Genomic DNA, 27000 nt, shown 5'->3' with positions numbered 1-27000 from the left:
ATGAAGCGCACCCGCACCGCCGAAGAGCCGTACGCACCCCGCAGACCGCGCCGCGCGGCCGCCGCGCTCGCCGCGTCCGCCGCCGTTCTCGCCGCCCTGCTCACCCCGGCCACCGCGAGCGCGGCCCCCGCCACGGCCGCCGCCCCGCTCCCCGCCGAGCTGGAGGCGATCCGCGCCGCCGAGGCCACCGCCCTCTACGGCGACCCGGCCGAACGCCCCCTGGACCAGCGCAAGACCTCCCTCGTCTCGCTCGGCGACAGCCAGATCTCGGGCGAGGGCGTCGGCAACTACGAACCGGGCACCGACGGGCCCACCAACTGGTGCCACCGCTCCAAGGACGCCGCCGTCCACCGCACCAGCATCCCCGCCGACGTCACGTACAACGTCTCCTGCTCCGGCGCGAACTCCACCAACATCCGCATCGGCGGCAGCCGCCAGTACGCCGACGAGCTGGTCCAGAGCGACAATCTCGCCGTCAAGGCCCGCAACACCCGCGTCAAGCAGCTCCTGGTGGTCGCCGGGGCCAACGACGACCTCCAGTTCGGCCCGGTCATGACCGACTGCGTCACCCGCTACCTGCTCCTCCAGGGGGCCTGCAACCCGAAGTACGACCCCGGCTGGCAGGGCCGCGTGGACGGCCTGATCCCCAAGGTCACCGCCACCCTCGGCGACCTCAGGAAGGTCATGGCCGACGCCGGGTACGCCGACGGCTCCTACGAGCTCGTCCTGATGAGCTACTCCAGCCCCATCAGCCCGGACGTCCGCGACAACCCGAAGTTCCCCGGCAAGCTCCCCGGCGGCTGCGTGGGCTACGACGCGGACGCCCGCTGGGGGCGCGACACCGCCGTGCCCGCCTTCCAGAAGGGGCTGCGCACCGCCGCCCGCCAGGCCGGTGCCACCTACCTCGACGGCTCCCGCCTCTTCCAGGGCCACGAGGTCTGCACCGACAACACCTGGGTCCGCGGCCTGACCGTCGACCTCTCCCACCCCATCCCGCCGGACGCCAACTCCGTCCGCCAGTCCTTCCACCCCAACGCCCGCGGCCACGCCGCCTTCGCCGCCTGCCTCAGCGCCCTGCACGGCACCGGGCTGCGTGAGGCCAGCTGCGCCGACCCCGGCTCCACCGGCCAGGCCGTCCTGCGCGCCGGCGCCTGGGACGACGCGTTCGAGCCACTGCGCGCCGGCACCGGCGTCTGCCTCGACGCCGAGAGCGGCGCCACCCGCAACGACACCGCCCTGATCGGCTGGGACTGCACCGGCGCCCGCAACCAGGGCTGGTGGCTGAGCCCCGACACTGGCACCGTCCACGTCGAGGCCACCCACGACCGCTGCCTCGACGTCCCCGGCGCCGACTACAGCGCCGGCCGCGCCCTGGTCCTCTACGACTGCGCCGGCCAGCCCAACCAGAAGTTCACCCGCACCGGCACCACCCTGCGCCCCACCGCTGACCAGGACCTCTGCGTCACCCTGACCGCCAAGAGCACCCCGGCCCGCCTGGAGACCTGCGACGGCTCGGCCGCGCAGAGCCTGGCGTGAGGTCCGGCCCGCGCTGAGTCTTCGTACCGAAGCGTGTGGCCCCGTCCCGCCGGAGTCCGGCAGGACGGGGCCACACGTCCGTGCGAGAGGCGGCTACGCCAGCCCCGGCCCCCGCACCGGAATCGACGTGAAGGTCGGCGAAGGCGCCGGCTCGGTGAAGAAGTCGTTGCCCTTGTCGTCGACGACGACGAAGGCGGGGAAGTCCTCGACCTCGATGCGCCAGACGGCCTCCATGCCCAGCTCCTCGTACTCCAGGACCTCGACCTTCTTGATGCAGTCCTGGGCGAGGCGGGCGGCGGGGCCGCCGATGGAGCCGAGGTAGAAGCCGCCGTGGGCGTCGCAGGCTTCGGTGACCTGGCGGGAGCGGTTGCCCTTGGCCAGCATCACCTTGGAGCCGCCGGCGGCCTGGAACTGCTCGACGTAGGAGTCCATGCGGCCGGCCGTGGTCGGGCCGAAGGAGCCGGAGGCGTAGCCCTCGGGGGTCTTGGCGGGGCCGGCGTAGTAGACCGGGTGGTCCTTGAGGTACTGCGGCATGTCCTCGCCGGCGTCCAGCCGCTCCTTGATCTTGGCGTGGGCGATGTCGCGGGCGACGACCAGCGGGCCGGTCAGCGAGAGGCGGGTCTTGACCGGGTACTTGGTCAGCTCGGCGAGGATCTCGTCCATCGGGCGGTTGAGGTCGATCTTGACGACGTCGCCCGACTCGTCGAGGTGCTCGTCGGTGGTCTCGGGGAGGAAGCGCGCCGGGTCGGTCTCCAACTGCTCCAGGAAGACGCCCTCGGCGGTGATCTTGGCGACGGCCTGGCGGTCGGCCGAGCAGGAGACGGCGATGGCGACCGGGCAGGAGGCGCCGTGGCGCGGCAGGCGGACCACGCGGACGTCGTGGCAGAAGTACTTGCCGCCGAACTGCGCGCCGATGCCGATCTTCTGGGTCAGCTCGAAGACCTTCTCCTCCAGCTCCTTGTCCCGGAAGCCGTTGCCCAGTGGGGAGCCCTCGGCGGGCAGCTCGTCCAGGTAGTGCGCGGAGGCGTACTTGGCGGTCTTCAGCGCGAACTCGGCCGAGGTGCCGCCGACCACGATCGCCAGGTGGTACGGCGGGCAGGCGGCCGTGCCGAGCGAGCGGATCTTCTCCTCCAGGAACTTCATCATGGAGGACTCGTTGAGGACGGCCTTGGTCTCCTGGTACAGGAAGGACTTGTTGGCCGAGCCGCCGCCCTTGGCCATGAAGAGGAACTTGTAGGCGCCGCCGTCCGTCGCGTACAGCTCGATCTGCGCGGGGAGGTTCGAGCCGGTGTTCTTCTCGTCCCACATGGTCAGCGGGGCCATCTGCGAGTAGCGCAGGTTGAGCTGGGTGTACGCGTCGTAGATGCCGCGCGAGAGGGCGGCCTCGTCGCCGCCCTCGGTGAGGACGTTCTGGCCGCGCTTGCCCATCACGATCGCGGTGCCGGTGTCCTGGCACATGGGCAGCACGCCGGCGGCGGCGATGTTGGCGTTCTTCAGCAGGTCCAGCGCGACGAACTTGTCGTTGGAGGACGCCTCGGGGTCGTCGATGATCTTGCGGAGCTGGGCGAGGTGGGCCGGGCGCAGGTAGTGCTGGATGTCCTTGATCGCCTCGGCGGCCAGCTTGCGCAGCGCCTCGGGCTCGACCTTGAGGAAGGTGCGCCCGTCGGCCTCGAAGGTCGAGACACCCTCGGAGGTGACCAGCCGGTAGGGCGTGGTGTCCTCTCCGGTCGGCAGCAGATCCGTGTACGCAAACTCCGGCATTTCGCCCATTCCTCACTCAAGGGTCGCTGGCTGTCCTCCCTCGGGCAGCATTCACCAGCGTAAGACGCGCCGGAGACCCCGGTCCTGTGAGGTAAGGCTCACTTGGGGCGCGTCCGCCCCTTCCGCCCCAGGCGGGCCGGTGTCCGGGCGGTCGCGGCCTCCCGCCGGGGGGCACCGAGGCGAGCGCTGCCCCGCCCCGCCCGCGGGTGCTCCGTCCGCTTACTCCTCACGAACATGGCGGGCCGTCTAATGTGGCCTGGGCCAAGGGAGTTCACAGGGGGACGTATGCGCGACGAGGGCAGATCCGGCCAGGCCGACGAGGGAGCCGGGCAGCAGACTCCCCATGCCGTGATCGACGGCCGCTACGAGCTGCGGGAGCCGGTCGGCAGCGGCGGGATGGGCGAGGTCTGGAAGGCGTACGACCTGAGGCTGCGCCGGTTCGTCGCGGTGAAGGGGCTCCTCGACCGCACCGCCGTGACCGCCGAGACGCAGAAGGCGGCGATGCAGCGCGCGCGGCGCGAGGCCGAGGCCATCGCCAAGATCGAGCACCAGAACGTGGTGACCGTCCACGACCAGGTCGAGACCGACAACCAGGTCTGGATCGTGATGAAGCTGCTCGAAGCGCGGTCGCTGGCCGACCTGCTGCGCCGCGAGCGGGTCCTGGGCGTGCCCCGGGCCGCCGACATCGGCCTCCAGATCCTCCAGGGCCTGCGGGCGGTCCACCGGGCCGAGGTCCTGCACCGCGACGTGAAGCCGGGCAACGTCCTGGTCCGCGAGGACGGCCTGGCGATCCTGGTGGACTTCGGCATCGCCACCTTCGCGGGCGCGGACCGGGTCACCCGGCACGGCAGCGTCATCGGCACCCCCGCCTACATGGCGCCCGAACTCTTCGCCACCGCCTCCCCCGGCCCGACCCCCGCCTCCGACCTGTGGGCCCTGGGGGTGACCCTGTACGAGATGGCCGAGGGGCGCCTGCCCTTCCAGGGCCGCGAGGTCTGGGAGGTCCAGGAGAGCATCCGCAGCACCCCCGAGCCTCCCTACCGGTACGCCGGCCCGCTCGCCCCCGTCATCCAGGGGCTGCTGGCCCCGACGAAGGGCGAGCGCCTGGACGCCGCCATGGCCGAGGCGATGCTCCGCGAGGTCCTGCGCGAGCCCGACGTGCCGGACGCCGCCGTGGCCGCCCCGCCCACGCAGGTCGACACGCCGGACACGCCGGACCCGGAGGTCCCCTTCGTGTTCGCCGAGGAGAAGCATCCGGCGGCGGAGGCGCAGGGCCGGGGCCGGGGGCGGGGCTGGAAGGCGGCGGTGGCCGTGGTGGTGGCCGCCCTGCTGGCCGGTGGGGGCTGGCTTCTCTCGCAGGGCGCAGGAGGGGGCGACCCGGCTGGTCCGACGCCGGGCGGCGCCGGGGGGAAGGGTGGCCAGGCCGCGCAAGAGCAGTGGGAGCAGTGGCGGAAGGAGCACCGCATACTCAAGATCGGAGTCAAGTACGACCAGCCAGGAGTGGGCTTCCGTGACGGGAAGCGGTACCGGGGCTTCGACATCGACATGGCCTACGCGATCGCCGATGCGATGGGGTACGGGAGGAACGAGGTGAAGCTCTTCCCGGTGACCACGTGGAACCGCAGCAGCCTACTCACTGCCGTCGACCTGGTCATCGCCTCGTACACCATCACCGAGAAGCGCATGAAGGGCGAGAAGGTCGAGTTCGTCGGGCCCTACTACACGGCCGGCCGCACCTTCCTGGTCCGAAAGCATTCCCAGAAGTACGAACTCGAAGAAGCCGCCGACCTGAAGGAGCACAAGGTCGAGGTGTGCACCGCGCAGGGGTCGACCTACGAGAACCTGGGCGAGGAGGGCTTCACCATGCGTCCCAGTCAGCCCGCCACGTACCGGAAGTGTGTGGACGAACTGCTGGACCCCGGGTCCGGTGTGTACGCGGTCGCGTCGGACGACGTCGTCCTCGCCGGGTTGGCCGACGGCAGGCAGGGCGAGGTGAAGTTGCTGGAGAACGGCAGGGGCACCGAGGACTACGGCATCGCGATGCGCAAAGGGGAGGAGATCCTGCGGAACGAGGTGTGCCTCGCGCTCCAGCAGGTCCTCTCCACGGACGCGTGGGACGTCATGTACGAGAAGCACCTGGCCCCGCTGATGAAGGGCAGGCCGAAGCCGCGCCAGCCGGAGTCGCCGAATTGCGCGAGCAAGTGACGTACGGTCCGGCCGGGTCCGGCTCTGCCGGATTGCACCGGTGCCACCCCTGGTCGCGATCTATCGCGTCTGGGTACCCTGGCGGGGTGGACCTCCAGAAGCAGCCCCAGGGCTCACCCGAAGCGACCCCGCCCCCCGCCCCGGCCGCGGCGGAGGCCGAGCTGCGCGCCTCGGACGCCGACCGCGACCGTATCGCCGACCTCCTGCGCGACGCCCTCGCCGAGGGCCGCCTCACCGCCGAGGAGCACTCCGAGCGCATCGACCGGGTGTACGCGGCCCGCACCCTCGGCGAACTGGAGCCCCTCGTCCGGGACTTGCCCGGCGCCCGGCCCGCCCAGGCCCCCGTCCCCGGCCCGGGCGCGGTCCCGGCGGAGCCGGACGAGAACCTGGTGGCCGTCTTCTCCAGCGCCGTCCGCAAGGGCCGCTGGCGCCCGGGCCGCCGCACCCACGCGTACGCGGTCTTCGGGAACGTCGAGATCGACCTCAGCGAGGCCGTGTTCGAGTACCAGCACATCGTGGTCAAGGCGTTCTCCGTCTTCGGGAACGTCGAGGTGACGGTCCCCGAGAACGTCACCCTGCGCGGCTCCGGCAGCGGCGTCCTCGGCAACTTCGAGATCGACCACCTGGAGTCCGGCGAGCCCGGTGCCCCGGTCGTGCAGATCACCGGTGTCGCCGTCCTCGGGAACGTCGAGGCCAAGCCGAAGCGCGGCTCGGTCCTGCGCGACCTGCACCACAAGTTGCGCAAGTACCTGGGGAGTTGAGCCCGGCGCCCGGTCCGGGTGTCCGCTGACCGGGCGGACACGTCCTGACGGCGGTGCGTGCCAACGCAGTGCATAGGCCCGCGCACAGCGGGTATTGCTTGGTGCATCGCCGCTCGCTCGCGAAGCCGTCGTCAGGAGTAGACCGTGCAGCATCCGCCGCATCAGTCCCTGGTCGCCACCGTGCCGCCCCAGCGGGTGCCCGCGCGGGAGCGCGACCAGGACACCCCATGGCATACGGATGCCGTCTGCCGCAGGGATGAAGCGGGCCTCTTCTTCGCCCCGTCCAAGGAGCCCACCGCGGCCCGCCTCGCCCGTGAGGAGGCCGCCAAACGGGTGTGTGCCCAGTGTCCCGTCATGATCCAGTGCCGGGAGCACGCCCTGCTCCAGCCCGAGCCCTACGGCGTCTGGGGCGGCCTCACCGCCGCCGAGCGCCGTGTGGTCCTGGCCCGGCGCAGGCGCCGTGACCTCGACCTGGCCTCCGGCCCGATAGCCGCCGCGGGCTGACGCCCGCGCCGACGGGGCGCCCCTCCGGCCGGGGGCGCCCCGTCGACGCGGGCGGGCGGCGGGAGCGGGGGCCGCCGCACACGGCGCCCCGCTCCGTGGTGCTACTTCGCCCGGTCGAAGTCGACCGCGCTGTAGGCGCGCAGCTTGGACAGGCGGTGGGTGGAGTCGATCCGGCGGATCGTGCCCGACTTGGAGCGCATCACCAGCGAGGAGGTGGTGGCCGAGCCGGCGCCGTAGCGCACGCCCGGCAGCAGCTCGCCGTCGGTGATGCCGGTGGCGACGAAGAACACGTTCTCGCCGCTGACCAGGTCGTCGGTGGACAGGACGCGGTCCAGGTCGTGCCCGGCCTCCAGGGCGCGGGCGCGCTCCGCGTCGTCCTTGGGCCAGAGCTTGCCCTGGATGGTGCCGCCGAGGCACTTGATGGCGCAGGCCGAGATGATGCCCTCGGGGGTGCCGCCGATACCGAGGAGCATGTCGACGCCGCTGCCCTCGCGCACCGCCATGACCGACCCGGCCACGTCGCCGTCGGTGATCAGCTTGATCCGGGCGCCGGTCTCCCGGATCTCCCGGATGATCCCCTGGTGGCGCGGCCGGTCCAGGATGACGACGGTGACGTCCTCGGGCGTGGCGCTCTTGGCCCTGGCGACCCGCCGGATGTTCACCGAGACGGGCGCGTCGATGTCCACGTAGTCGGCCGCGGCCGGACCGGTGACCAGCTTGTCCATGTAGAAGACGGCCGACGGGTCGAACATCGTGCCGCGGTCGGCGGCGGCCAGCACCGCGACGGCGTTCGGCTGGCCCTTGGCGGTGAGCGAGGTGCCGTCGATCGGGTCGACGGCGATGTCGCACTCGGCGCCGGTCCCGTCGCCGACGCGCTCCCCGTTGAAGAGCATCGGGGCTTCGTCCTTCTCGCCCTCGCCGATGACGACGACGCCGTTCATCGAGACGGTGGAGACGAGGGTGCGCATGGCCTTCACCGCCGCGCCGTCGGCGCCGTTCTTCTCACCGCGGCCGACCCATCGGCCGGCGGCCATGGCGGCGGCCTCGGTGACCCGCACGAGTTCCAGCGCGAGGTTGCGGTCGGGGGCCTCCGGAGAGACCTCTAGGGGGGCGGGCAGATGGTGCTCGGACACCGGGCGCACCTTTCTGTACGACGGCCGGATGAGGGTGATGAAGGGACTCTATCGGCAGGCCGACAATATGAGCAGACCGGGGCGCGAATGAGCAGATCGTCAGGTTCTATGACTGGCGAAATGCGGAAGCCGCTGCTCAGGGCGGGTGGGTCGGGGTGGGGGCGGGGTGGTCCGGGGCACCTGCGACGATGGATGCGTGGCAGGTATGAAAGGCAAGCAGACGGTCAAGGACATGATCCTCTCGATGGCCGCCATCGGCATCGTGGTCGCGGGGATCTACGTCTTCATCCCGCACGACGACACCGAGAGGCCCCCGGAGGCGATCAGCTACGACGTGGAGCTGAGCACCGCCCGCCGCGCGGCCTCGTACCCGGTCGCGGCCCCGGTCGGGCTGCCGGACGACTGGCGCGCCACCACCGTGCGCTACAAGGGTGCCGACGGCGAGCGCTGGCACCTCGGCCTCTACACGCCGGACGGCAAGTACGTCGGGGTGGAGCAGTCGGTCGACGAGCCGGAGCGCTTCATCAAGGAGGCCACGCAGAACGCGGAGGCCACCGAGATCACCCAGACCATCAAGGGCGAGCCCTGGAAGCGGTACGAGGGCGAGCGGTACAACGCCCTGGTCCGCCGGGACGGCGACGCCACCACGGTCGTCACGGGCAGCGCCTCGATCGGCCAGCTCGGCAAGGTCGCGGCGGCGCTGGAGGCGGCCCCGCCGGACGAGGCGGGCCAGGCTTCCTGAGCCCGCCCGCGCCGCGTGCGCCCGTGCGAAAGGCTCCGTCCCCCTGAGGTGGGGAGCGGAGCCTTTCGCGTACGCCGCCCCGTCGCGAGGCGGGCGGGAGGTCGTCAGACCGTGGTGACGACGTCCTCGTAGTCCAGGCGCGGGGAGCGCGGGAACCAGGCGTCCTCGCCGGGCTTGCCGATGTTGACGATCATCAGCGGGGTGTGGTCGGCGTCGAGGAACTCCTTCTGGACGCCGGCGAAGTCGAAGCCGGTCATCGGGCCCGCGGCCAGGCCGGCGGCGCGGACGCCGACGATGAAGTAACCGGCCTGGAGCGCGGCGTTCATGGAGCCGGAGGCCTCGCGGACCGGGCGCTCGGAGAAGAAGGTCTCGGCGAGGCCCGGGGCGTGCGGCATGAGCTTGGGGAGCTCCTCGTGGAACTCGTGGTCCGTGGAGAGGATGGCGACCAGCGGGGCCGTGGCGGTCTTCGGGCGGTTGCCCTCGGCCATGTGCGGGAGCAGGCGCTCGCGGGCCTCCGCCGAGCGGACCAGGGTGATGCGCAGCGGGCTCTGGTTGAACGCGGTCGGGCCGTACTTGACCAGGTCGTAGACGGCCTGGACCTGCTCGTCGGTCACCGGCTCGTCGGTGAAGGTGTTCGCGGTGCGGGCTTCGCGGAACAGCAGGTCCTGGGCGGCGGAGTCAAGGACGAGAGACATGCGTGGGGAACCTCTTCGTGTGGTGCGGTGGTGTGCGCGACCGACCGTACGACGGAGACGTTTAAAGTTCAACAAAGGTCGGGGTGCCTGTGAGGCGGCTCACTCGATCCGGCCCTTGCCCGGCCGGTCCTTTACCGGCCCTTGGGGATCAAGGGTGTCCAGCCTCACGCCTCCCCGGCCTCCTCCGGCTCCCGCGCCTCCTCGGCCAGGGCCGCGTCCAAGCGGGCGCGGGCGCCGTCCAGCCAGCGGCGGCACACCTTCGCCAGCTCCTCGCCGCGCTCCCAGAGCGCCAGCGAATCCTCCAGCGTGGTGCCGCCCGCCTCCAGCTTGCGGACCACCTCGATCAGCTCGTCGCGCGCCTGCTCGTAGCCGAGCGCGGCCTCGCCGGGGGTGGGTGTCGTGGTCATCGTGTACGTCCTTCTCCTCTGCCCGCCGGTCGGCCGGCCCCTCGTCGTCCCGGCGGCCTCGCCGCCGCCCTGTCCCGTCCGCCCCGCCGGGCGCCCGCCTCACCCCCCGGCGGCCTCGGCCCCCTCCTCGGCGCTCTCCACCCGGCGCACCACCAGCTCGCCCTCCGCGACCCGGGCCCGCAGCTCCGCCCCGTACGCCACCTCGTCCGGGGTCCGCACCACGGCGCCCTCGGCCGTCTGGAGGACCGCGTACCCGCGCTGGAGCGTCGCGGCGGGGGAGAGGGCCACCACCCGGGCGCGGGTGTGGGCCAGCTCGGAGTCGGCGCGGTCCAGGAGGTGGCCCACGGTCCGCCGGGAGCGGTCCAGCAGGGCCGAGACCCGCTCCTCGCGCTCCTCGACCATGCGGTGCGGGTGCTGTATCGAGGGGCGGGCCAGCGCGTGGGCCAGACCCCGCTCCTCGCGGTCGAGGAGGCCGTGCGCGGCGCGCCGGGCCCGGTCGCGGAGCTGGCGTACCCGCTCGTGCTCCTCGCCCACGTCGGGGACCACCTTCTTGGCGGCGTCCGTCGGGGTGGAGGCGCGCAGGTCGGCCACCAGGTCCAGCAGTGGGGTGTCCGGCTCGTGGCCGATCGCGGAGACCACCGGGGTGCGGCAGCCGGAGACGGTACGGATCAGCTCCTCGTCCGAGAAGGGCAGCAGGTCCTCCACGCTGCCGCCGCCGCGCGCCACCACGATGACGTCGACCTCCGGGTGGGCGTCCAGCTCGCGGACCGCCTCCGTCACCTGCGCGACCGCGTGCACGCCCTGCACCGCGACGTTGCGCACCTCGAAGCGGACGGCCGGCCAGCGGTGCCGGGCGTTCTCCAGGACGTCCCGCTCGGCGGCCGAGGCCCGGCCGCAGACCAGGCCGATCAGCTGCGGCAGGAACGGCAGCGGCCGCTTGCGCTCCAGCCCGAACAGCCCCTCCGCCGCCAGCGCCTTGCGCCGCTGCTCCAGCCGGACCAGCAGCTCGCCCACGCCGACCGGGCGGATCTCGGCGGCCCGCAGCGACAGCTGCCCCCGGGGCGCGTACCACTCGGGCTTGGCGTGGACGACGACGCGGGCGCCCTCGGTGACCACGTCCGCCACCGCGTCGAAGACCTTGCGGTAGCAGGTCACGCCCACCGAGATGTCGTGCGCCGGGTCGCGGAGCGTCAGGAAGACCACGCCCGCCCCCGGCCGCCGCGAGAGCTGCGTGATCTGCCCCTCGACCCAGACCGCGCCCAGCCGGTCGATCCATCCCCCGATCAGCCGGGAGACGGCTCCGACGGGCAGCGGCGCGTCCGCAGACGTATTCACACCCATGCGCCCGAGCGTAACGGCCACCGCCGACACCCCGGCCGGAACCGGTGAAGCCCGGTTCGGAGCCCGCCGACGCCTACCCTTCGATGCCGCGCCCGCGCTGCACGCAGAGCACCGCCAGCCCCACCGCCAGCCACACCAGGCCCACCACCTGCCCGGCCCCCGACGCCTCCACGATCACCGCGACCGTCACCGCCGCGCCCACCACCGGCAGCACCAGGTGCCGCCACCAGCTCACCCGTCCGCCCTCGCCGCCGCGCCTGACCACGAACCAGCCGACGACCGAGGCGTGCAGCAGTGTGAAGGCGGTCAGCGCGCCGATGTCCACCACCGAGACCAGGTGGTCGAGCCCCTCAGCCTGGCCGGCCGCCCAGACCGCCGCCGCCATCGTCACCAGCGCCGCGCTCAGCAGCGCCACCCGCGGCACCCCGGAGTCCGTCCGCGACAGCGCCTTCGGCAGCCGCCGCTCGCGCGCCATCGCGAAGAGCAGCCGCCCCGCCGCCGCCTGCCCCGCCAGCGCCGCGAAGGCCGCGCCGACCGCCTTGCTCACCGCCACCAGGTCGTGCAGCCAGGTCCCCACCGAGGCGTCCACCGCGTCGTAGAAGGCCGGGCCCTGCTTCTCGGGCCGCTCCGCCAACTCGGCCGAGGCGGCCGGCTCCAGCAGCGCCACCAGGTACGTCTGCACCACGAACAGCGTCCCCGCCAGCACCAGGCAGAACAGCACCGCCCGCGCCACCCGCCGCGAACCCCCGGTGACCTCCTCGGCGAACGAGGCGATGGCGTCGAACCCCAGGTAGGAGAGGACCGCCACCGACACCGCGCCGACCACCGCCGCCAGGGAGAAGCCGCCCTGCGTCCCGTCCCCGGTCAGCGGCGAGAGCCAGTCCCGCGCGGCGCCGTCCCGCACCAGCACCACCACGGCCGCCACCACGAAGACCAGCAGCACCGCGATCTCCATCGCCAGCACCGCGAAGCCGACCCGCGCCGCCGCCCGCACCCCCCACAGGTTCAGCAGCGTCGTCACGACCACCGCCAGCGCCGTCCAGACCCATGAGGGGACCGACGGCACCAGCGCGTTCATCGCGACGCCCGAGAAGAGGTACGCCACCGCCGGGATCAGCAGGTAGTCGAGCATCGCCATCCACCCGGCGACGAACCCCGTCCCCTTGCCGAGACCGGCCCGCGCGTAGGCGAAGACCGACCCGGCGCGCGGCACCACCCGCACCATCTGGGCGTAGCTGTACGCGGTGAACGCCATCGCGACCGTGGCGCAGAGGTAGACGAGCGCCACCGCGCCGTGCGAGCGGGCGTCCAGCGCCCCGTACACGCCGACCGGGGCCATCGGCGCGATGAAGAGCAGGCCGTACACCACCAGGTCGCGGAAGCCCAGCGTCCGCCGCAGGCCGTCGCGCTCCGTCCCGGCCGATGCCCCCGGTCCGCTTCCGTCCGCACTCGTCGTCATCGGGCCGCACGCCTCTCGCCTGGCTGCCCCGCGCACCAGGAGGTGTCCGCGGGCCGGAACTCCCCCCTCCACCGGCATCAGTCTCACCGGACGGGGCGTCCCCCGGGCCGTCCGACACGGCCTTACGATGGGCTCATGACTGCTACGCCCAGCCCGTCGCCCACCGTCAAGCGTGTCCTGCTCGCCGCTCCCCGGGGGTACTGCGCGGGCGTGGACCGTGCCGTGATCGCCGTCGAGAAGGCCCTGGAGCAGTACGGCTCGCCGATCTACGTCCGGCACGAGATCGTGCACAACAAGTACGTCGTCCAGACCCTGGAGCGGAAGGGCGCGATCTTCGTCGAGGAGACCGCCGAGGTCCCCGAGGGCTCGATCGTCATGTTCTCCGCCCACGGCGTCGCACCGACCGTCCACGCCGAGGCCGCCGAGCGCAAGCTCGCCACCATCGACGCCACCTGCCCGCTGGTCACCAAGGTCCACAAGGAAGCCGTCCGCTTCGCCCAGGACGACTACGACATCCTCCTCATCGGCCACGAGGGCCACGAGGAGGTCATCGGCACCTCCGGCGAGGCCCCCGACCACATCACCCTGGTGGACGGCCCCGAGGACGTCGAGAACGTCGAGGTCCGCGACGACTCCAAGGTCGTCTGGCTCTCCCAGACCACCCTCTCCGTGGACGAGACGATGGAGACCGTCGACCGGCTCAAGGAGAAGTTCCCGAAGCTCGTCTCCCCGCCGAGCGACGACATCTGCTACGCCACGCAGAACCGCCAGATCGCCGTCAAGCAGATGGGCGGCCAGGCGGACCTCGTCATCGTCGTCGGCTCCAAGAACTCCTCCAACTCCGTGCGCCTGGTCGAGGTCGCCCTCGGCGCCGGCGCCCGCGACGCCCACCTGGTCGACTTCGCCGAGGAGATCGACGAGGCATGGCTGGAGGGGGTCAGCACGGTCGGCGTCACCTCCGGCGCCTCGGTGCCGGACGTCCTGGTCGAGGGCGTACTCGAATGGCTCAGCACCCGGGGCTTCGCGGACGTCGAGCTGGTCAAGGCGGCCGAGGAGTCCATCACCTTCTCGCTGCCCAAGGAACTCCGCCGCGATCTGCGGGCCGAGGCCGCCGCGCTCGGCTCGGCCGAGTAGCACCCGCCCGCACTGCGCACGCCCGCACCGGGCGCCCCGGCGCCCGGTGACGGAGCGTGTTTCGCCGTACCGTGGAGGGTATGCAGATCTTCGGCGTGGACATCGGCGGTTCCGGCATCAAGGGAGCCCCAGTGGACCTGGAACGCGGGGACCTGGCCCGGGAACGGCACAAGGTACCGACCCCGCGGCCGGCCACCCCGGACGGCGTGGCGGACGGCGTCCGCGAGGTCGTGCGGCACTTCGGCTGGACGGGGCCGGTCGGCGTCACCTTCCCCGGCGTCGTCACCGGCGGGAGGACCGTGCGCACCGCCGCCAACGTCGACAAGGAGTGGATCGGCGTGGACGCCGCCGCCCTCCTCTCCGAGCGCCTCGACGGCCTGCCGGTCACCGTCCTCAACGACGCCGACGCCGCCGGCGTGGCCGAAATGCGCAGGGGAGCCGGACGGGGCCGTACCGGGACGGTCGTCATGCTGACCTTCGGCACCGGTATCGGCAGCGCCCTGTTCACCGGCGGCCACCTCGTCCCCAACACCGAGCTGGGCCACCTGGAGCTGCACGGCCACGACGCCGAGAAGCGCGCCTCCACCAAGGCCAAGGAGGACCACGACCTCAGCTGGGAGCACTGGGCCCACCGCGTCCAGAAGTACCTGACCCACGTCGAGATGCTCTTCTCGCCGGAACTGTTCATCATCGGCGGCGGCATCAGCCGCAAGGCCCACAAGTTCCTGCCGCTCATCGAGGGGGTCCGCGCCGAGATGGTCCCCGCGGAGCTGCGCAACAACGCCGGCATCGTCGGAGCCGCCATGGCCGCCTCCGCCGCCGGCGCGGCCCCGGTCCCGGCCATGGCCGAGACGACGGAGGGCTGGGCCGAGCCGGAGGGTCTGGCATGACCACCCGAGCCGGAGGTCTCCAGGGCCTACGGACCTACGGGGCTACGCGGCTGCCCGCGGCCCGCCGGCCGCCTTCTCCGCTTTCCGGGGCGGTACGGGGTTCGGCCGCCCGGGCGGCGGGCCGTCCCGGTGCGGCTGCACGGCCCTTCCGCCGAGCCGCGCCCATCGCCCGCACCTTCCGCACGGTCGCGATCACCCCGGCGACCAGCGTTCCGCCGTAGAGCCATCCCGCGTTCAGCGCCAGGGTCGTCACCAGCCCCATCACCTGTCCGATGAAGCCCCCGCCACCCTCGGCCACCGGCAGTACGCCGACCGCGTACGCCAGCGGGACCACCACCGGCCCCATCGCCAGGTCGGCCGGGCGCACCCACAGCGCGGTGAGCGCGCAGACCGGCAGGAACAGCACCCCGAACACCACGGTCTGCGCCCCGGCGGGCAGCAGCCACGCCAGCGCCCCGGCGACCACCATGGCCGCCGTCGACAGCAGCCCCGCCCCGAGCCCGGTCAGCCGCGGCCGGGGCATCCGCCGTACTCCGGCCCGGGCACGCGCGGCGGGGCCGAGGCCGGGGCGCTCCGGCCGGGTGGGGCGCGGACGTACGGCACGCGGCGCCTCCTGTCCCCTGCGGGGGCCCGGGGCCGCGGGCGGGCGGGAATCGGCCGGGGCGCCCTGCGCGGGCAGGGGTGCGGGGCGGCGGGTCTGCTGGGCGGGCGTGCTGGGTTGCTCCACCGGGACAAGGTAGGTGGCCCGCCGCCGCGGCCCGCGCCAGGAACACGCGTTTCGGCCGAGCTTGCCCGCACCTGGCGGGCACGGGACAACCGGTACGGCGTACCCCCTTCCCCCGTCCGGGCGCCACCCCGGTGGCGGACCGGCCCTCGGCGGTCCGCCGTAGACTGGGCAATCGGTCCGGCGCCGGACGCCGTACGCCGTCTCGTACCAACGTCACTCCACACACCCTGGGAAGTCGCCACCGTGTCGCTCACGATCGGAATCGTCGGCCTGCCGAATGTCGGTAAGTCGACCCTGTTCAACGCCCTGACCAAGAACGACGTGCTGGCGGCCAACTACCCGTTCGCCACCATCGAGCCCAACGTCGGCGTCGTCGGCGTCCCCGACCCGCGCCTGGCCAAGCTCGCCGAGATCTTCGGCTCGGGCAAGATCCTCCCGGCCACCGTCGACTTCGTCGACATCGCCGGCATCGTGCGCGGCGCCAGCGAGGGCGAGGGCCTGGGCAACAAGTTCCTCGCCAACATCCGCGAGTCGGACGCGATCTGCCAGGTCATCCGCGCGTTCAAGGACGAGAACGTCGTCCACGTCGACGGCAAGATCTCGCCCAAGAGCGACATCGAGACGATCAACACCGAGCTGATCCTCGCCGACCTCCAGACCATCGAGAAGGTCCTCCCGCGCCTGGCGAAGGAGTCCCGGGTCAAGAAGGACGTCCAGCCGAAGGTCAAGGCCATCGAGGAGGCCAAGGAGATCCTGGAGACCGGCCAGACCCTCTTCGCCGCCGGCATCGTCCAGGGCACCGAGAAGGCCGAGCCCCTCCACGACCTCCACCTCCTCACCACCAAGCCCTTCCTCTACGTCTTCAACGTCGACGAGGACGAGCTGACCGACGACGCCTTCAAGGCCGAGCAGCGCGCCCTGGTCGCCCCCGCCGAGGCGATCTTCCTCAACGCCAAGCTTGAGGCCGACCTCGCCGAACTCGACGACGACGAGGCCCTCGAACTCCTCCAGTCCGTCGGCCAGGAGGAGCCCGGCCTCGCCACCCTCGCCCACGTCGGCTTCAACACCCTCGGCCTCCAGACTTACCTCACCGCAGGCCCCAAGGAGACCCGGGCCTGGACCATCAAGAAGGGCGCCACCGCCCCCGAGGCCGCCGGAGTCATCCACACCGACTTCCAGAAGGGCTTCATCAAGGCGGAGGTCATCTCCTTCGAGGACCTGGTGGAAACCGGTTCCGTCGCCGAGGCCCGGTCGGCCGGGAAGGCCCGCATGGAGGGCAAGGAGTACGTGATGCGGGACGGGGACGTGGTGGAGTTCCGGTTCAACGTGTAGCGGCGTTTTGAGGGCGTGACCCGGTCGGGGCAGGGATTCCGCCGGGGGAGCGCCAGGTGGGCGGTGGCTCCCCTGCCGCAGTGCGGTGGGGGAGCCCGGGGCTGCCGGTCGCTGCTCAGTTCGGGTTCTCGTCCTCCTCCTTCCGCGCCTGGTCTGCGGCGGGACGGTACGGGCTGTGCCAGGTCTTCCAGGACGGGGGCGGCTCGGGGGCTTCGTTCGTCTCGTGCCGGCCTTGGTTCCGTTCTCCCGTTTCGTCTTCGGCCGCTCCAGTTGTCGGTGAGCCGGCCGACGGGGTGGTGAAGGGTGAGTCGGCCGGGGCTCGAAAGCCGGGGGAGTTCGGGCCCGGGGTGTCGTCCTCGCCAGGAGGCCCCTCCATCGGCCCGCAGCCGTCGTCCGTGTCCGGCATTTTGAGAACGTTTCGCCTGATCTCCTCGGCGGCATCGTGCTGCCCGGTCATTTCCATGCTTCGCACCATGCGGTGGATCAGGACCGTCCACTCGTCCGTGCCGGGTTTCAGGCCCACCGCGTCGAGGAACAGGAGCAGCCCGTCCGAGGGGGCGACGTCTTCCTCGCGGGTGAACATTTCTTCGCGTCCCTGGTCGTGCTCGTCCCAGAGCGGTCCGCCGGCCACCGTGGCCTCACCTTGTGCACCCGTGGGAGGGGCGAGGAGGTGCCGGAAGAGCTCGGGTACCTCCTCGTCGTTGGCCGCGGCCGAGATCTGGGCGAGCGGGCCGATCATGTCGACGGCCTTCTCGATCTCGTCCTCGTGTCGGGCGAGCCACCAGCCCACCGCGCTGCCGGGGCTCTTGAGCACGTCGTCACCGAGGTAGCGCCGCTTGTTGCGCTCGTGCTGACGCTCGCGCTCCCAGAGCTCCTCGTCCTTGCGAAGGTCGTTCAGCTTTCGCAGCCGCTCGCGGTCGGCGCGGGCGAGCCCGAGTCTCACGTCGGCCGCGAGGGCCGTGACCCGTCCACTCCGGTCCGGGAGGGCGACGCTCAACTCACCCTCCAACACGTACCGCGCGAAGCTCTCCCGGCCGGGCTTCTCGTGGCGCACGACCTGCAGTGCCCGGCTGACGATGGAAGAGGCGGCGAGGGCCGGGGCGGCACCGTCGGACATGTCGACCCCGTCCGGGAGCGGCCTCCACCACACGCTGGCGGAGAGCAGGAAGTCGTAGCCGTCCACCGCGCTCGGCAGCGCGGCGTCGACCACCCGCGTCTCCTGGTACGGCAGCTCGGCCGGTGCTGCGGGCGCTTCCTGCTGGGGCTCATCCCGGTCGGCCGGTGCGCGGCCACCACTGAGCACCGTCATCGCGAGCAGCAGCGAGCCGGAGGCCGTGACCACGCACATGAAGCCCCAGAGCAGCGCCGGCCAGTGCAGGAGCGTTCCGAGCAGCGCCGGTGTGACGGTGCAGAGGGCGACGAACAGCAGGCGGGAATTGCGGTGCTTCATCATCACTCTTCCGTGTTCCGTGGTCCTGGTTCCGTACGCCCTGGTCTCTGAGTGGGGGCATGCTGCGCCTCGTCGATGTACTGCCAGAGGAGGGCGGCGACGGCGGTCCGGCCGGGGGCGGTCCCCGCCCAGGCGCAGCCGATGGTGTAGAGGCGGTGGAGCGCGTCCGGGTGCGGGCGCGCCGCCCGGACCATCACCTTCAGTGCCGTCTCCGAAGTACGTTCATCGGCTGCGGCGTTCAGCCAGCTGGTCACCAGCGGGGTCCAGAGCGCGGTCGGCGGCCGGGAGAAGACCGTCTCCAGCCCGCGGAAGAGGTCCGGCCACGGCGGTGGGGCCGGTGCCCGCCCGCTCCGCAACAGCTCGGTGAGCAGACGCAGGTGGGGCTCCGCCCGGCGCGGATTCCCGAGCGCCCGGTCCTTCAGGCGGCCGAGCAGCAGCCGGTGACCCCGACGGTCGTGGGCGACCAGGTCGAGAAGGGACTCTCGGGCCTCAGCCGCCGCCTCCCCCTGCCGTACGGCGAGGTGGTGGAGCCGCACCACCGCCTGATCCGGGTGTGTCGGGGCGAGGCTCTGCCGGCAGGCGATGGTCAGGACGCGGGTGAGCCCCTCCGACAACGGTCCCGACCTCGCGCAGTCGTAGGTCCGCCTGCGGAACCATCCGCCCAGCACCTCGTGGCTGAGACCGAGTTCGAGGGCGGCCACCGCTCGCGGGTCGCAGAACGCCTCCCTTGCGCTGTCCGCCCAGCGGACCACCAGGTCGAAGAGATGCTCGGGGCGCCCGACAGCCAGGGAGCGCTCACCGAAGCGGACCACGGCGTTCACCTGCTCCTCCGTGGTCAGTCCACGGAGCCCGGCGGCGTGGCTGATCCAGTCCCGCAGGTCATCGCGCAGCCCGGGGAAGTTGGCCCAGAAGTACGTCCGTACCGCTTCGGCGTAGGCCAGTTGCCCGAAACGGAGCCGGTCGTCGGGGCCCCGTTCGATCCCGAGGGCGCCGAAGCGCTGCGAGAAGTCGGTCTGCGCGAGCTCGGTCGTCCCGTCCTCTGGGTGCCTCACCGCCCTCATCAAGCTGTGCCACGCCTCGTAGACGGTGTCCGCGTGAGCCTCCTCGAACACCGCTGCCGCGAGCAGCAGGGCCCGTTCCGGGGTGGAGTTGACCTCGGCGACCTGTCGGCCCACCTCCCCGGCGCGATCGGACACCGCGTGCATCGCCTGGTCGAGCCAGCCGGCGAAGTCGGTACCGAACCGGCCGCTGTCGCGTGCGGCCCGCACCAGCCCCGCGAGGCGCGCCAGTTCCCGCATCGGGGAGCGGTCGTACAGGAGTTGGAGGTCGGCGCTCTGAAGGTCGGCGGGACCGAAGACCATCTTGTCCATACGGAGGTACCGGGTGATGACGGCGATGCCCCGGGGGCGGCCCAGTGGCACCCGGTGCGGTTCGAGGTCCGGGGCGTGCGCGTGCTCCATGCGCGCCGGCAGGACCACGACCATGTGGGCTCCTGCCTCCTGTACCTGGGACCGGCGCAGGGCCAGGGTGCGTTGGGCCCTGGCGTACGCCTCCTCCTCGGTGACACCGGAGAGGTCGAGGAGGAAGCGGTCGCCCGCACCGGGGGCCGGCGGGCTGTCGTCCTGGTCCGTGGCGGGGAGTTCCTCGAAACGGGTCTGCTCGGCGCCGGTGTCCCCGGCCTCGTCGAGCTCGTGCAGCAGCATGATGGCCGCGGCACGCCGACCGCTGCCGGGCGGAGCGTCCAGCAGCACCACCGATCCGGGCTTCGCCAAGCGGCCGGCGGCGTCGCGGTAGCCCGCCGGTGGGGCGAACCGGTCGGCAAGGTACTCCCGGTCCTCGCGGGCGATCCTGAGGTAGTCGACCCCCCTGCGGGCCATCCAGTCCTTGCCGGCGCCGTAGAAGACGTACTGCGGCCCCTCGCCGTTGTTCACCGGGCCACGCGGGTCGTTGACGGTGACGCGGTCCTGCTCCGTCATCGTCCGTCGTCCGAGCGTCGGCGCTCCCGCTCGAAGCGCTGGTGGACCGTACCGCTGTTGTCGCCCGCCGTGAACTGGACCCCGGTGTTGTCGCCCTCGAAATGGGGCGCGTTGTACTGGTGTCCACGGCCGGTGTTCACGGGGCCGTGCGGTTCGTTGACGAACGTGTCCAGGTCTCCGACAAGGTTTCCGATGCCACCGCGTACGCGCTGGCTGACGTCACGTGCCCGCATCCTGGTGGGCCCGGCGTCCTGGGCCGGCTGCCGACGGGGCCTCGCCTCCGTCCGTTCCCGCTCCGCTCGGGTGTCGCGGTCCGAGGCGCCCAGTCCGGGCAGCAGCCGGGCCAGGTCGTCGCCGAGCGCCGTCAGGTCCGACTCGGCGTTGCGGTGGTCGAACCGGCGGTACTGGCGGTCCGCCAACTCGCGCAGGCCCTCGGGCAGCACGGCGGGGTCGATGCGCGTGGCCTTCCCCACGAGTACGGGAATCACCAGGGCCCCGCGGTCGAGCGCGGTCTGGATCTCGCGGCGGGTCCAGTCGTGGTCCGCCGCGAGGGCGGGGCGGCCGTCGGCCCCCGGCACCTGCGCCCAGCGCGGGCCGATCACGGCGAGGAGCGCCTCGCACCCCTCCACCGCCCGGACCAGTTCCTCCGGGAAGCGGTGTCCGGGCTGGATCGAGTTGCTGGCGAAGAAGATCCGCTCCGCGCCGAACCGCCGGGCGAGCTCCCGGGCGATCATGGTCGCGGCGGATTCCTCGTCGCCCGTGCGGTAGTTGACGAAGACGTCAGGCATGAAGGTTCCCTTCGATGGAGGAATGGGGACACGCAGAGGCCCTCGGAGCGCGGCTCGGAGGGGTGACCGGTTCAGGCCGTGAGCCCCGGCCGTGTGAGGGCCCGACGGCTGCCGCCGCCGGGCGCGGAAGGGGACGGGCCGCCCGGCACGTGACCGGTCGGGGCAGCCCGAAGAAGCCGACGGGGGTACCCGCCGGGAACGGAGGAGGCAAGGCGACCGGCGCGGGGCGGCAGCCTGGGGCCGGAGGCCCGGGTGCATGGCGTCGGTCGTACGGCTGGCGTCAGTCGTACGAGGGGGCGAGTACCCGTGCCAGGGCCGGCTGGAGATCGCGTACGGCCCGGCTGCTCCGGAACCTGGAGAGTTCCCGCGACAGCCGCCGGATGTCGCTGTTCACCGTCGCCGACGGCACCGCCGGCATCATCCCCAGGAGCTCCCCGGCGATGGCGCAGGCGTGCTCGACCTCGCCGGAGGCGGCGTGCGCCAACGACCTGCGGAAGCCGTACCGGGCGCGGGTCCGCAACGCCTGCGGCGGCAGACGGCGGTACTCCCGGTCGAGGGCCTCGGCGGCTGCCTGGGGGCGACCGAGGTCGTACAGGCACCAGCCGGTCGTCATCGCGGCCGGGTCGCTCACGTGCGTGGTGCCGATGACCGGTTCGGTGCTGTCGCGGGCGTCGTCGGCGGCGAGGAGTTCGCGCGCCTTGTCGAGGCTGTGAAGGCAGTCGCGCTCGTCGCCGGCGAGCGCGTGTCCCTGCGCCTCCCGCTGGGCGGCCAGACCCCGGATGCGCGGAGTGAGGCCGCCGTGCTGGGCACGGCGTGCCAGAGCGACGGTGGCTGCGGCGTCCCCGTCGTAGAACGTGACCAGGGCACGGCGTACGAGAGCGTAGGAACCGAGGTGGTGGTCGCCCCCGGCGCGCGCCAGCTCGACGGCCTCACCGGTCCAGCCGAGGGCCGTGCCGTTGTCCCCGGCCTCCTGGGCCATCCAGCCGGTGAACTCCGCGAACCGTGAGGCGAGAAGGAGAACGCGGGAACGGCTCGCCGAGGGGGCGTCGGCGGCCAGTCCGGCCACGGTACGCGTCTGTGTCTCCAGGAGCGGGAGCAGAACCCTCGGCGCGGTGGACTGGCCCAGCTTGCGCAACTGGTCGAGCTGCGCGACGAGGGAGGGGAGGAGAGGGCTCGCGGCGGAGGGCGCCCGGCCGCCGCGTTGCAGGCCGAGGTCGATCAGCGCTCCCGTGCCCGAGGCGAGGACCGCTCTGCGTCCGATACTCCAAGTGCTCGGCGAGGAGGGGGACTCAGAGGACTCCGACTCGTTCTCGGGACTCAGGGCCAAGCGATGCAGTTCACCATGGGCGCCCAGGAAGGCGTCGCAGCGCCGGGCGAGTTCGGGGGAGGCGGGCCGCTTACCCCGCTCCACCTTGCTGAGGTGCCCCTTGTCGTAGCTGAGCGCCGCCGAGAACTCGGTCAGACTCAGTCCGGCCTCCTGCCGTAGACGGCGAAGTTCCGGGCCGAAGCGTAAGTTCGTACTCACCATTGACCTCCCCTGAACAGTGACCGTGCGGGAGCCGTGCACCCTCACGGAGAGCTTTCGTTCGACTTTCACTGGCAGATGCACGGAAAACGACGAACACCCTTCGTGACTGCGCCGTCTCGCTTCGCATCCGGGAGTGAGTTTGACACGAGGTGTGCCGCGAGAATCGAGGTTCAGCAGGGTTGCCCGTTGCCTCTTCACGCCTGCCGGTGTCCGGCGCTCGCCGGTTGCCGGGTGGAAGGGCGTCCGGGGCGAAGGGGCCCAGGCGCCCCGTTCCCCTGCCTCCGCTCCCCCCGAGTCCCGGACCGAAGCCCCCGTTTCCCGCCAGGAACCGCAGATCGCACAGGGTGCACGGCGAGTGGGGTGTCGAGGCGTCCCACGGCTACCGCACTGTCTTCGCCGCCGGGCGGTGGAGTGGCGAGCCGGAGAACCGGGAGCCGGGGAAGCGCGACGGGTGTGCCGGGGGAGTTCGTGCCGGGGTCGGCCGACGCGCTCGGGGGAGTTCCTGCGGGGCGGGGGCGGTGCCGGTTTCGGCAGGTCGAGCGGGAGCGGGCGGCTGGGTGGGTGCGAGGGTGACCGGTGCGTGGGCCGGTGTGATGATGGAGGTGAAGTACGAGAGGTACGGCGAAAGGTCCCGCATGGCACCGCGCATCCTGTTGGCCCGGCACGGACAGACCGCGTGGTCGCGGTCGGGGCAGCACACGGGACTGACCGACATCCCGCTGCTCGACGAGGGGCGGGCCGACGCCGGGCTGCTCGGCGGGCGGCTGGAGGCCGAGCCGTTCGCGGGGCTGCCGCGGGCCGAGGTGCGGACCAGCCCGCTGGTACGGGCCCGGGAGACGGCCGAGCTGGCCGGGTTCGGGGGACGGGCCACGCCCTGGGACGCGCTCGTCGAGTGGCGGTACGGGGAGTACGAAGGGCTGACGCCGGACGAGATCCAGGCCCGGCAGCCGGGCTGGCTGGTGTGGCGGGACGGGGCGCCCGGCGGCGAGAGCCCGCAGGAGGTCGGGGAGCGGGCGGACGAGGTGGTGGACTGGGCCAGGTCCGCCGACCGGGACGTGCTGGTCTTCGCCCACGGCCACATCCTGCGCGCCCTCGGCGCCCGCTGGCTCGGTCTGCCCGTCTCCTTCGGCGCCCGTATCCGGCTCGCCCCCGCCTCGCTCTCGGTGCTCGGCTGGTCGTACGGCGAACCGGCGCTGATCTCCTGGAACGACACGGGACACCTCGCGGCCTGAGGCGGGCCCAACCCGGCGGCGTCACACCGCCAAGGTCTCGTGGCGCTCCAGGAAGGCGTCCACAGGGCGGTGGCGACGGTGCGGGCCGAGCAGCTCGGCGGTGGCCGCCAACTTCGACTGGACCCGGCTGGACTGCACCTCGTCGAGGAGGGCCAGGACGCGCGTGGCGGCGCCGGCGGCCTCGTCGGGGCGGCCGGCGCGGGCGAGCCCGGAGGCCAGCTCGGAGGTGTACAGGGCGATGTTGCGCGTCAGGTGCGGGGTGCGGGCCACCGCCTGCGAGGCGGCGCGTCCGGCGTGGCCGGCGGCCCGGGTGTGGTCGCCGAGCGCCCCCCAGCACTGCGCCTGGAGCATCTCCAGCTCGGCCTCGCCGAAGAAGGACATCCACTCCGGGTCGGCGTCGCACTCCCCCCGGCCGAACAGCTCCCCGGCCCGCGCCACCGCGCCCTCGCAGCCGCTGCGGTCGCCGAGCCCGGCCCAGCCGCCCGCCTCGCGCAACGTCAGCAGCGCCAGCAGGCGGGGCGAGCCCAGCTTGGCGGCGGCGCGCTGGGCGGCCTGGGCGGCGCGGACGGCCTCGCGGTAGCGGCCGGTGTCGCGGGCGAGGAAGGCGGTGTTGCAGAAGGCGTGGGCCTCCAGGGCCGCGTCGCCGGACATCCGGGCGGTGGCGAGGGCCTCGGCGTAGTGCGAGCGGGCCTCCTGCTGGCGCCCCGAGTCGTGGGCCAGCCAGCCCACCGAGATGGCCAGCTCGCCGGCGCCCGCGTGCAGCCGGTCGGCGGTGGACTGGCGGGTGGTGCCCGCGTCGAGCAGGGCGTAGGCGGTACGGAGCTGGCGGGCGGCCCTGCGGTACAGGCCGTCGGCGCCGTGCCGGTCGTCCAGGGTGCGGATCAGGCGCACGGCGTGCTCGACGGCGCCCGCCTCGGCCTCCCCGACGCGTTGGTGCGGAATGGTGCCGTCGTCGCCGGTGAGGGCGCCGAGCGCCCCCAGGGAGGCCGCCGCCACCGTGGCGGTCGAACCGGTCATGAACGCGCGCCGTTGCACGTCGCTCTCCTCGCGCATCTGTCTCCCGGGGGCCGGGGGTGAGCCCGGACGGGCCGGGGGGATCGGGTACTCGGACGGGGTGTCCGCAGGAGAGTGCGCGCCGCGCGAGGCGGCTCTGCCCCGTACGGCCTGGCGCGGGGTGAAGCCGAGCGCGGTGAGGTCCCGACCGGGGAACATGTGCCGGAACACTCGCTCGTAGGCGTAGTTGGGGCAGCGGATCTCCCCTGCCTCGACCCGGCCCACGTACCGGGCGTCGCAGCTCACCCTCTCGCCGATCTCGCGGCCCGCCCTGCGGACCGTGGCGGCGAACTCGGCCGGTGAGAGCTGTCCGCGCAGTTCCCTGAAGACCGTGTTGGGCTTCGGGGGGTGCGCGGAGGATGCCACCGGTGACGACGTCATGGCCGACCCCTCTCCTGCGGATCATGCCGGAACGGTGACCGCCGGCTGCGGACCGGGTCCCGACGGAGCAGCAACGTACCTTCTGTGACCGGTCCGGTACGCAGGGTTTGACTACAAAAGGGATATCTCCCCCGCGATCTGCCATGAAGTGCCATCCTTTGCGGCCACCGATCGCCGTAGCCGTTGACGCTCCGTCGCGTTGGGTCTGGCGGAGGGGCGCGAAGTGGCTGCCTCTCCGCGAGGAGGGATTTCCTTGTTGAACGCCGGAACGGACACCCGAGAGCCCCGGACGCCCGCGGCGGGCGGCCAGGCCGCCGACCGCCGACCCTGTGACCTGGTCACCGTCCCCGCCCGCCAGGGACTGGAGGCCGTCGACATCCTCCGCCGGGGCGCCGAACCGGCCGTCGGCCCTGTCCTGCTCGTCGGCCGCTGCGACACCCTCGGCTTCCTGGTGCCACCGGGCACCGCCGACCGGTGGGACGTCCCGGGCAGCGCGTGTACGACCGCCGGGCGCCGTCCCGGCGGGGCGCCCGCCGTCGCCGGTACCGGCTGGCTGCTGCCGCCCGGCGACGGTGGCTCCGTCACCGACCCGGCGATGCTCCGGGCGGCCCTGGACGAGGCGGCCCGGCTCATCGCCGCCGCCGACGGCTCGCACTGACCCCGGCCGGGGCGGCGCCGAGCGGCCCCCGCAGAATGGGGCCATGGCACGAGGCAGGGCGGGCAGAGGGCGCGACGGAGCCGAGGGGCGGCGGCGCGGCGGGCGGGAGTCCGTGGTGGAGCCCGTGGACGGCGGCACCGCCGAACTGCGGCCCGACCCCGAGCGGCCCGAGGGATGGTCCCTGCTGATCGACGGGGCGCCGCAGTCGCACGTCGACCTCGCCGACCCCGCCCACCTGTCCTTCCCCTACCAGCGGCGGCTCGGCCACGTCATCGACCTGGCCGCGCCCGCAGGGCGGCCGTTGCGGGCACTGCACCTCGGCGGGGGCGCGCTGACGCTCGCGCGGTACGTCGGCGTGACCCGGCCGCGCTCCACCCAACAGGTGATCGAGAAGGACGCGGCGCTGGTCCGGCTGGTCCGGCGGGTCCTCCCGGTTGATCCGCAGGCCCGGATCAAGGTTCGCGAGGGGGACGCGCGCGAAGGGCTCGGGCGGGTGGCCGACGGGTGGGCGGACCTCGTCGTGGCCGACGTCTTCAGCGGGGCGCGGACTCCGGCACACCTCACCAGCACGGAGTTCCTCACGGAGGTGCGGAGGGTGCTGGCACCGGACGGCTGGTACGCGGCCAACCTGGCCGACGGGCCGCCGCTGGCGCATCTGCGGGGGCAGGTCGCCACCGCCGCGGCCGTCTTCCCCGAACTGGCGCTCGCCGCCGATCCGGTGGTGTGGCGCGGGAAGCGCTTCGGGAACGCGGTGCTGGTGGCTGCGGGGCAGCCGTTGCCCGTGGGGGAGTTCACCCGGCGGGTGGCGGGGGACCCGCATCCCGGGCGGGTGGAGCACGGGGCCGGACTGCGGGACTTCACCGGGGGCGCGGGGGCGGTCTGCGACGCCGTGGCCAAGGCGTCTCCGGCGCCGCCGGCGGGGGTGTTCGACTGAGGCCAGGCGTCGCCGGGCCGGGTTCTGGCTGCTCGTCGTCGAGCGTGCCGGCCAAGGACGGCCTCAAGCGCCGACCGGGCTGGGGGATGCGCGGGCCGGGCCGCGCACCCCCTCGCGAGACCCGGCGGAGAAAAAAGTTCTGCCCGCGGGGGAATCCCCGCCGCTCCCCCGGGGTACACGGGCGGTACCCCACGGGATACCGGAGTAACACTCCCCCCACAGGAAAGACCGTGCCCCGGCCGGGCAACAACCCCCCACCCCGGCCGGGGCACGACCCTGTTCCGGGTCCGCAGACCCTTCCGCGCGGCGACGCGGAGAAGGGGCGGGCGGTGGCGCGGGGTCAGAACCCGTGCCACCGCCCGCCCCGGTACCG

General features: G+C 72.9%; 23 protein-coding genes. 11 read left to right on the top strand and 12 right to left on the bottom strand.

The annotated features are described in order from the left end of the window. Positions 1–1536 carry a ricin-type beta-trefoil lectin domain protein gene (locus ACSLIC_RS07985; RefSeq protein ID WP_436736987.1) on the top strand — a complete coding sequence of 512 codons (1536 nt, stop codon included), beginning with the start codon at positions 1–3 and terminating at the stop codon, positions 1534–1536. A 93-nt stretch (positions 1537–1629) separates the two neighbouring features. Here the strand turns inward: ACSLIC_RS07985 and ACSLIC_RS07980 are convergent, their stop codons facing one another. Beyond that, positions 1630–3297, bottom strand: coding sequence for a fumarate hydratase (locus ACSLIC_RS07980; protein ID WP_436736986.1), 1668 nt, complete (start codon positions 3295–3297; stop codon positions 1630–1632). Between the two features lie 285 nt (positions 3298–3582). Between ACSLIC_RS07980 and ACSLIC_RS07975 the strand changes: the two genes are divergently transcribed. The 3 genes from ACSLIC_RS07975 (at position 3583) to ACSLIC_RS07965 (ending at position 6767) form a co-directional block, all read left to right on the top strand. Next, on the top strand, positions 3583–5502 hold the full coding sequence (locus ACSLIC_RS07975; RefSeq protein ID WP_436736985.1) for a serine/threonine-protein kinase: 1920 nt from the start codon (positions 3583–3585) through the stop codon (positions 5500–5502). 86 nt (positions 5503–5588) lie between these two features. Continuing rightward, complete coding sequence (locus ACSLIC_RS07970; protein WP_436736984.1) at positions 5589–6263, top strand: DUF1707 SHOCT-like domain-containing protein; 675 nt, start codon at positions 5589–5591, stop codon at positions 6261–6263. Positions 6264–6407: 144 nt separating this feature from the next. Further along, entirely contained in the window at positions 6408–6767 is a 360-nt protein-coding gene (locus ACSLIC_RS07965) for a WhiB family transcriptional regulator (RefSeq protein WP_436736983.1), read from the top strand. A gap of 101 nt (positions 6768–6868) precedes the next feature. Here the strand turns inward: ACSLIC_RS07965 and glpX are convergent, their stop codons facing one another. Beyond that, complete coding sequence (gene glpX / locus ACSLIC_RS07960) at positions 6869–7900, bottom strand: class II fructose-bisphosphatase (RefSeq protein WP_436736982.1); 1032 nt, start codon at positions 7898–7900, stop codon at positions 6869–6871. Between the two features lie 205 nt (positions 7901–8105). Between glpX and ACSLIC_RS07955 the strand changes: the two genes are divergently transcribed. Next, complete coding sequence (locus tag ACSLIC_RS07955; RefSeq protein WP_436740308.1) at positions 8106–8642, top strand: DUF4245 domain-containing protein; 537 nt, start codon at positions 8106–8108, stop codon at positions 8640–8642. Between the two features lie 104 nt (positions 8643–8746). Here ACSLIC_RS07955 and ACSLIC_RS07950 read toward each other — a convergent pair whose 3' ends face one another. The 4 genes from ACSLIC_RS07950 to ACSLIC_RS07935 form a co-directional block, all read right to left on the bottom strand. Next, the gene (locus ACSLIC_RS07950) at positions 8747–9337 is read right to left on the bottom strand and encodes a malonic semialdehyde reductase (RefSeq protein WP_436736981.1); all 591 of its coding nucleotides are present in this window, start codon (positions 9335–9337) and stop codon (positions 8747–8749) included. A 164-nt stretch (positions 9338–9501) separates the two neighbouring features. Further along, positions 9502–9744 carry an exodeoxyribonuclease VII small subunit gene (locus tag ACSLIC_RS07945; RefSeq protein ID WP_436736980.1) on the bottom strand — a complete coding sequence of 81 codons (243 nt, stop codon included), beginning with the start codon at positions 9742–9744 and terminating at the stop codon, positions 9502–9504. A 99-nt stretch (positions 9745–9843) separates the two neighbouring features. Then, entirely contained in the window at positions 9844–11085 is a 1242-nt protein-coding gene (gene xseA, locus ACSLIC_RS07940; protein ID WP_436736979.1) for an exodeoxyribonuclease VII large subunit, read from the bottom strand. 73 nt (positions 11086–11158) lie between these two features. After that, entirely contained in the window at positions 11159–12544 is a 1386-nt protein-coding gene (locus tag ACSLIC_RS07935) for an APC family permease (protein ID WP_436736978.1), read from the bottom strand. A gap of 135 nt (positions 12545–12679) precedes the next feature. On the opposite strand from ACSLIC_RS07935, the gene ACSLIC_RS07930 reads away from it, so the two are divergent. Both ACSLIC_RS07930 and ppgK read left to right on the top strand, forming a co-directional pair. Then, complete coding sequence (locus ACSLIC_RS07930) at positions 12680–13678, top strand: 4-hydroxy-3-methylbut-2-enyl diphosphate reductase (protein WP_436736977.1); 999 nt, start codon at positions 12680–12682, stop codon at positions 13676–13678. 80 nt (positions 13679–13758) lie between these two features. Continuing rightward, positions 13759–14568: a polyphosphate--glucose phosphotransferase gene (gene ppgK, locus ACSLIC_RS07925; protein ID WP_436736976.1), complete on the top strand. Its 810-nt coding sequence runs from the start codon at positions 13759–13761 to the stop codon at positions 14566–14568. 34 nt (positions 14569–14602) lie between these two features. On the opposite strand, the gene ACSLIC_RS07920 is transcribed toward ppgK, so the two are convergent. Then, on the bottom strand, positions 14603–15295 hold the full coding sequence (locus tag ACSLIC_RS07920; RefSeq protein ID WP_436736975.1) for a DUF6542 domain-containing protein: 693 nt from the start codon (positions 15293–15295) through the stop codon (positions 14603–14605). 243 nt (positions 15296–15538) lie between these two features. Between ACSLIC_RS07920 and ychF the strand changes: the two genes are divergently transcribed. Continuing rightward, positions 15539–16627 carry a redox-regulated ATPase YchF gene (ychF, locus tag ACSLIC_RS07915; protein WP_436736974.1) on the top strand — a complete coding sequence of 363 codons (1089 nt, stop codon included), beginning with the start codon at positions 15539–15541 and terminating at the stop codon, positions 16625–16627. A 115-nt stretch (positions 16628–16742) separates the two neighbouring features. On the opposite strand, the gene ACSLIC_RS07910 is transcribed toward ychF, so the two are convergent. The 4 genes from ACSLIC_RS07910 to ACSLIC_RS07895 all read right to left on the bottom strand — a co-directional run bounded on the left by ACSLIC_RS07910 (position 16743) and on the right by ACSLIC_RS07895 (position 22369). Beyond that, positions 16743–18077, bottom strand: coding sequence for a hypothetical protein (locus tag ACSLIC_RS07910; protein ID WP_436736973.1), 1335 nt, complete (start codon positions 18075–18077; stop codon positions 16743–16745). Positions 18078–18079: 2 nt separating this feature from the next. Beyond that, positions 18080–20053 carry a hypothetical protein gene (locus ACSLIC_RS07905; protein WP_436736972.1) on the bottom strand — a complete coding sequence of 658 codons (1974 nt, stop codon included), beginning with the start codon at positions 20051–20053 and terminating at the stop codon, positions 18080–18082. Next, positions 20050–20841, bottom strand: a complete 792-nt coding sequence (locus ACSLIC_RS07900) for a toll/interleukin-1 receptor domain-containing protein (protein WP_436736971.1) — start codon at positions 20839–20841, stop codon at positions 20050–20052. The genes ACSLIC_RS07905 and ACSLIC_RS07900 overlap by 4 nt, the downstream gene beginning before the upstream one ends. Positions 20842–21121: 280 nt before the next feature. Beyond that, complete coding sequence (locus ACSLIC_RS07895; protein WP_436736970.1) at positions 21122–22369, bottom strand: helix-turn-helix domain-containing protein; 1248 nt, start codon at positions 22367–22369, stop codon at positions 21122–21124. Between the two features lie 635 nt (positions 22370–23004). Between ACSLIC_RS07895 and ACSLIC_RS07890 the strand changes: the two genes are divergently transcribed. Next, positions 23005–23601, top strand: a complete 597-nt coding sequence (locus ACSLIC_RS07890) for a histidine phosphatase family protein (RefSeq protein ID WP_436736969.1) — start codon at positions 23005–23007, stop codon at positions 23599–23601. Between the two features lie 21 nt (positions 23602–23622). On the opposite strand, the gene ACSLIC_RS07885 is transcribed toward ACSLIC_RS07890, so the two are convergent. Next, positions 23623–25035, bottom strand: a complete 1413-nt coding sequence (locus ACSLIC_RS07885; RefSeq protein ID WP_436736968.1) for a hypothetical protein — start codon at positions 25033–25035, stop codon at positions 23623–23625. Between the two features lie 256 nt (positions 25036–25291). Here ACSLIC_RS07885 and ACSLIC_RS07880 point away from each other — a divergent pair, with 256 nt between their 5' ends. Together ACSLIC_RS07880 and ACSLIC_RS07875 are read left to right on the top strand one after the other, a co-directional pair. Continuing rightward, positions 25292–25693 carry a hypothetical protein gene (locus tag ACSLIC_RS07880; RefSeq protein ID WP_436736967.1) on the top strand — a complete coding sequence of 134 codons (402 nt, stop codon included), beginning with the start codon at positions 25292–25294 and terminating at the stop codon, positions 25691–25693. 43 nt (positions 25694–25736) lie between these two features. Next, on the top strand, positions 25737–26627 hold the full coding sequence (locus ACSLIC_RS07875; protein WP_436736966.1) for a spermidine synthase: 891 nt from the start codon (positions 25737–25739) through the stop codon (positions 26625–26627). Positions 26628–27000: the final 373 nt, after the last annotated feature.

It is taken from the genome of Streptomyces sp. BBFR102 (genome assembly GCF_051397025.1).
GTDB lineage: Bacteria > Actinomycetota > Actinomycetes > Streptomycetales > Streptomycetaceae > Streptomyces.
This window is presented reverse-complemented; position numbering and strand designations above follow the sequence as displayed.

Excerpts from the sequence above, each read along its gene's own strand:
- ACSLIC_RS07950 (WP_436736981.1), bottom strand. The coding sequence starts at position 9,337 with ATGTCTCTCGTCCTTGACTCCGCCGCCCAGGACCTGCTGTTCCGCGAA.
- xseA (WP_436736979.1), bottom strand. The coding sequence starts at position 11,085 with ATGGGTGTGAATACGTCTGCGGACGCGCCGCTGCCCGTCGGAGCCGTC.
- ACSLIC_RS07900 (WP_436736971.1), bottom strand. The coding sequence starts at position 20,841 with ATGCCTGACGTCTTCGTCAACTACCGCACGGGCGACGAGGAATCCGCC.
- ACSLIC_RS07955 (WP_436740308.1), top strand. The coding sequence starts at position 8,106 with ATGAAAGGCAAGCAGACGGTCAAGGACATGATCCTCTCGATGGCCGCC.
- ACSLIC_RS07895 (WP_436736970.1), bottom strand. The coding sequence starts at position 22,369 with ATGGTGAGTACGAACTTACGCTTCGGCCCGGAACTTCGCCGTCTACGG.
- ACSLIC_RS07875 (WP_436736966.1), top strand. The coding sequence starts at position 25,737 with ATGGCACGAGGCAGGGCGGGCAGAGGGCGCGACGGAGCCGAGGGGCGG.
- ppgK (WP_436736976.1), top strand. The coding sequence starts at position 13,759 with ATGCAGATCTTCGGCGTGGACATCGGCGGTTCCGGCATCAAGGGAGCC.
- ACSLIC_RS07890 (WP_436736969.1), top strand. The coding sequence starts at position 23,005 with ATGGCACCGCGCATCCTGTTGGCCCGGCACGGACAGACCGCGTGGTCG.
- ACSLIC_RS07910 (WP_436736973.1), bottom strand. The coding sequence starts at position 18,077 with ATGAAGCACCGCAATTCCCGCCTGCTGTTCGTCGCCCTCTGCACCGTC.
- ACSLIC_RS07980 (WP_436736986.1), bottom strand. The coding sequence starts at position 3,297 with ATGCCGGAGTTTGCGTACACGGATCTGCTGCCGACCGGAGAGGACACC.
- ACSLIC_RS07885 (WP_436736968.1), bottom strand. The coding sequence starts at position 25,035 with ATGACGTCGTCACCGGTGGCATCCTCCGCGCACCCCCCGAAGCCCAAC.
- ACSLIC_RS07985 (WP_436736987.1), top strand. The coding sequence starts at position 1 with ATGAAGCGCACCCGCACCGCCGAAGAGCCGTACGCACCCCGCAGACCG.
- ACSLIC_RS07975 (WP_436736985.1), top strand. The coding sequence starts at position 3,583 with ATGCGCGACGAGGGCAGATCCGGCCAGGCCGACGAGGGAGCCGGGCAG.
- ACSLIC_RS07905 (WP_436736972.1), bottom strand. The coding sequence starts at position 20,053 with ATGACGGAGCAGGACCGCGTCACCGTCAACGACCCGCGTGGCCCGGTG.
- ACSLIC_RS07935 (WP_436736978.1), bottom strand. The coding sequence starts at position 12,544 with ATGACGACGAGTGCGGACGGAAGCGGACCGGGGGCATCGGCCGGGACG.
- ACSLIC_RS07930 (WP_436736977.1), top strand. The coding sequence starts at position 12,680 with ATGACTGCTACGCCCAGCCCGTCGCCCACCGTCAAGCGTGTCCTGCTC.
- ACSLIC_RS07945 (WP_436736980.1), bottom strand. The coding sequence starts at position 9,744 with ATGACCACGACACCCACCCCCGGCGAGGCCGCGCTCGGCTACGAGCAG.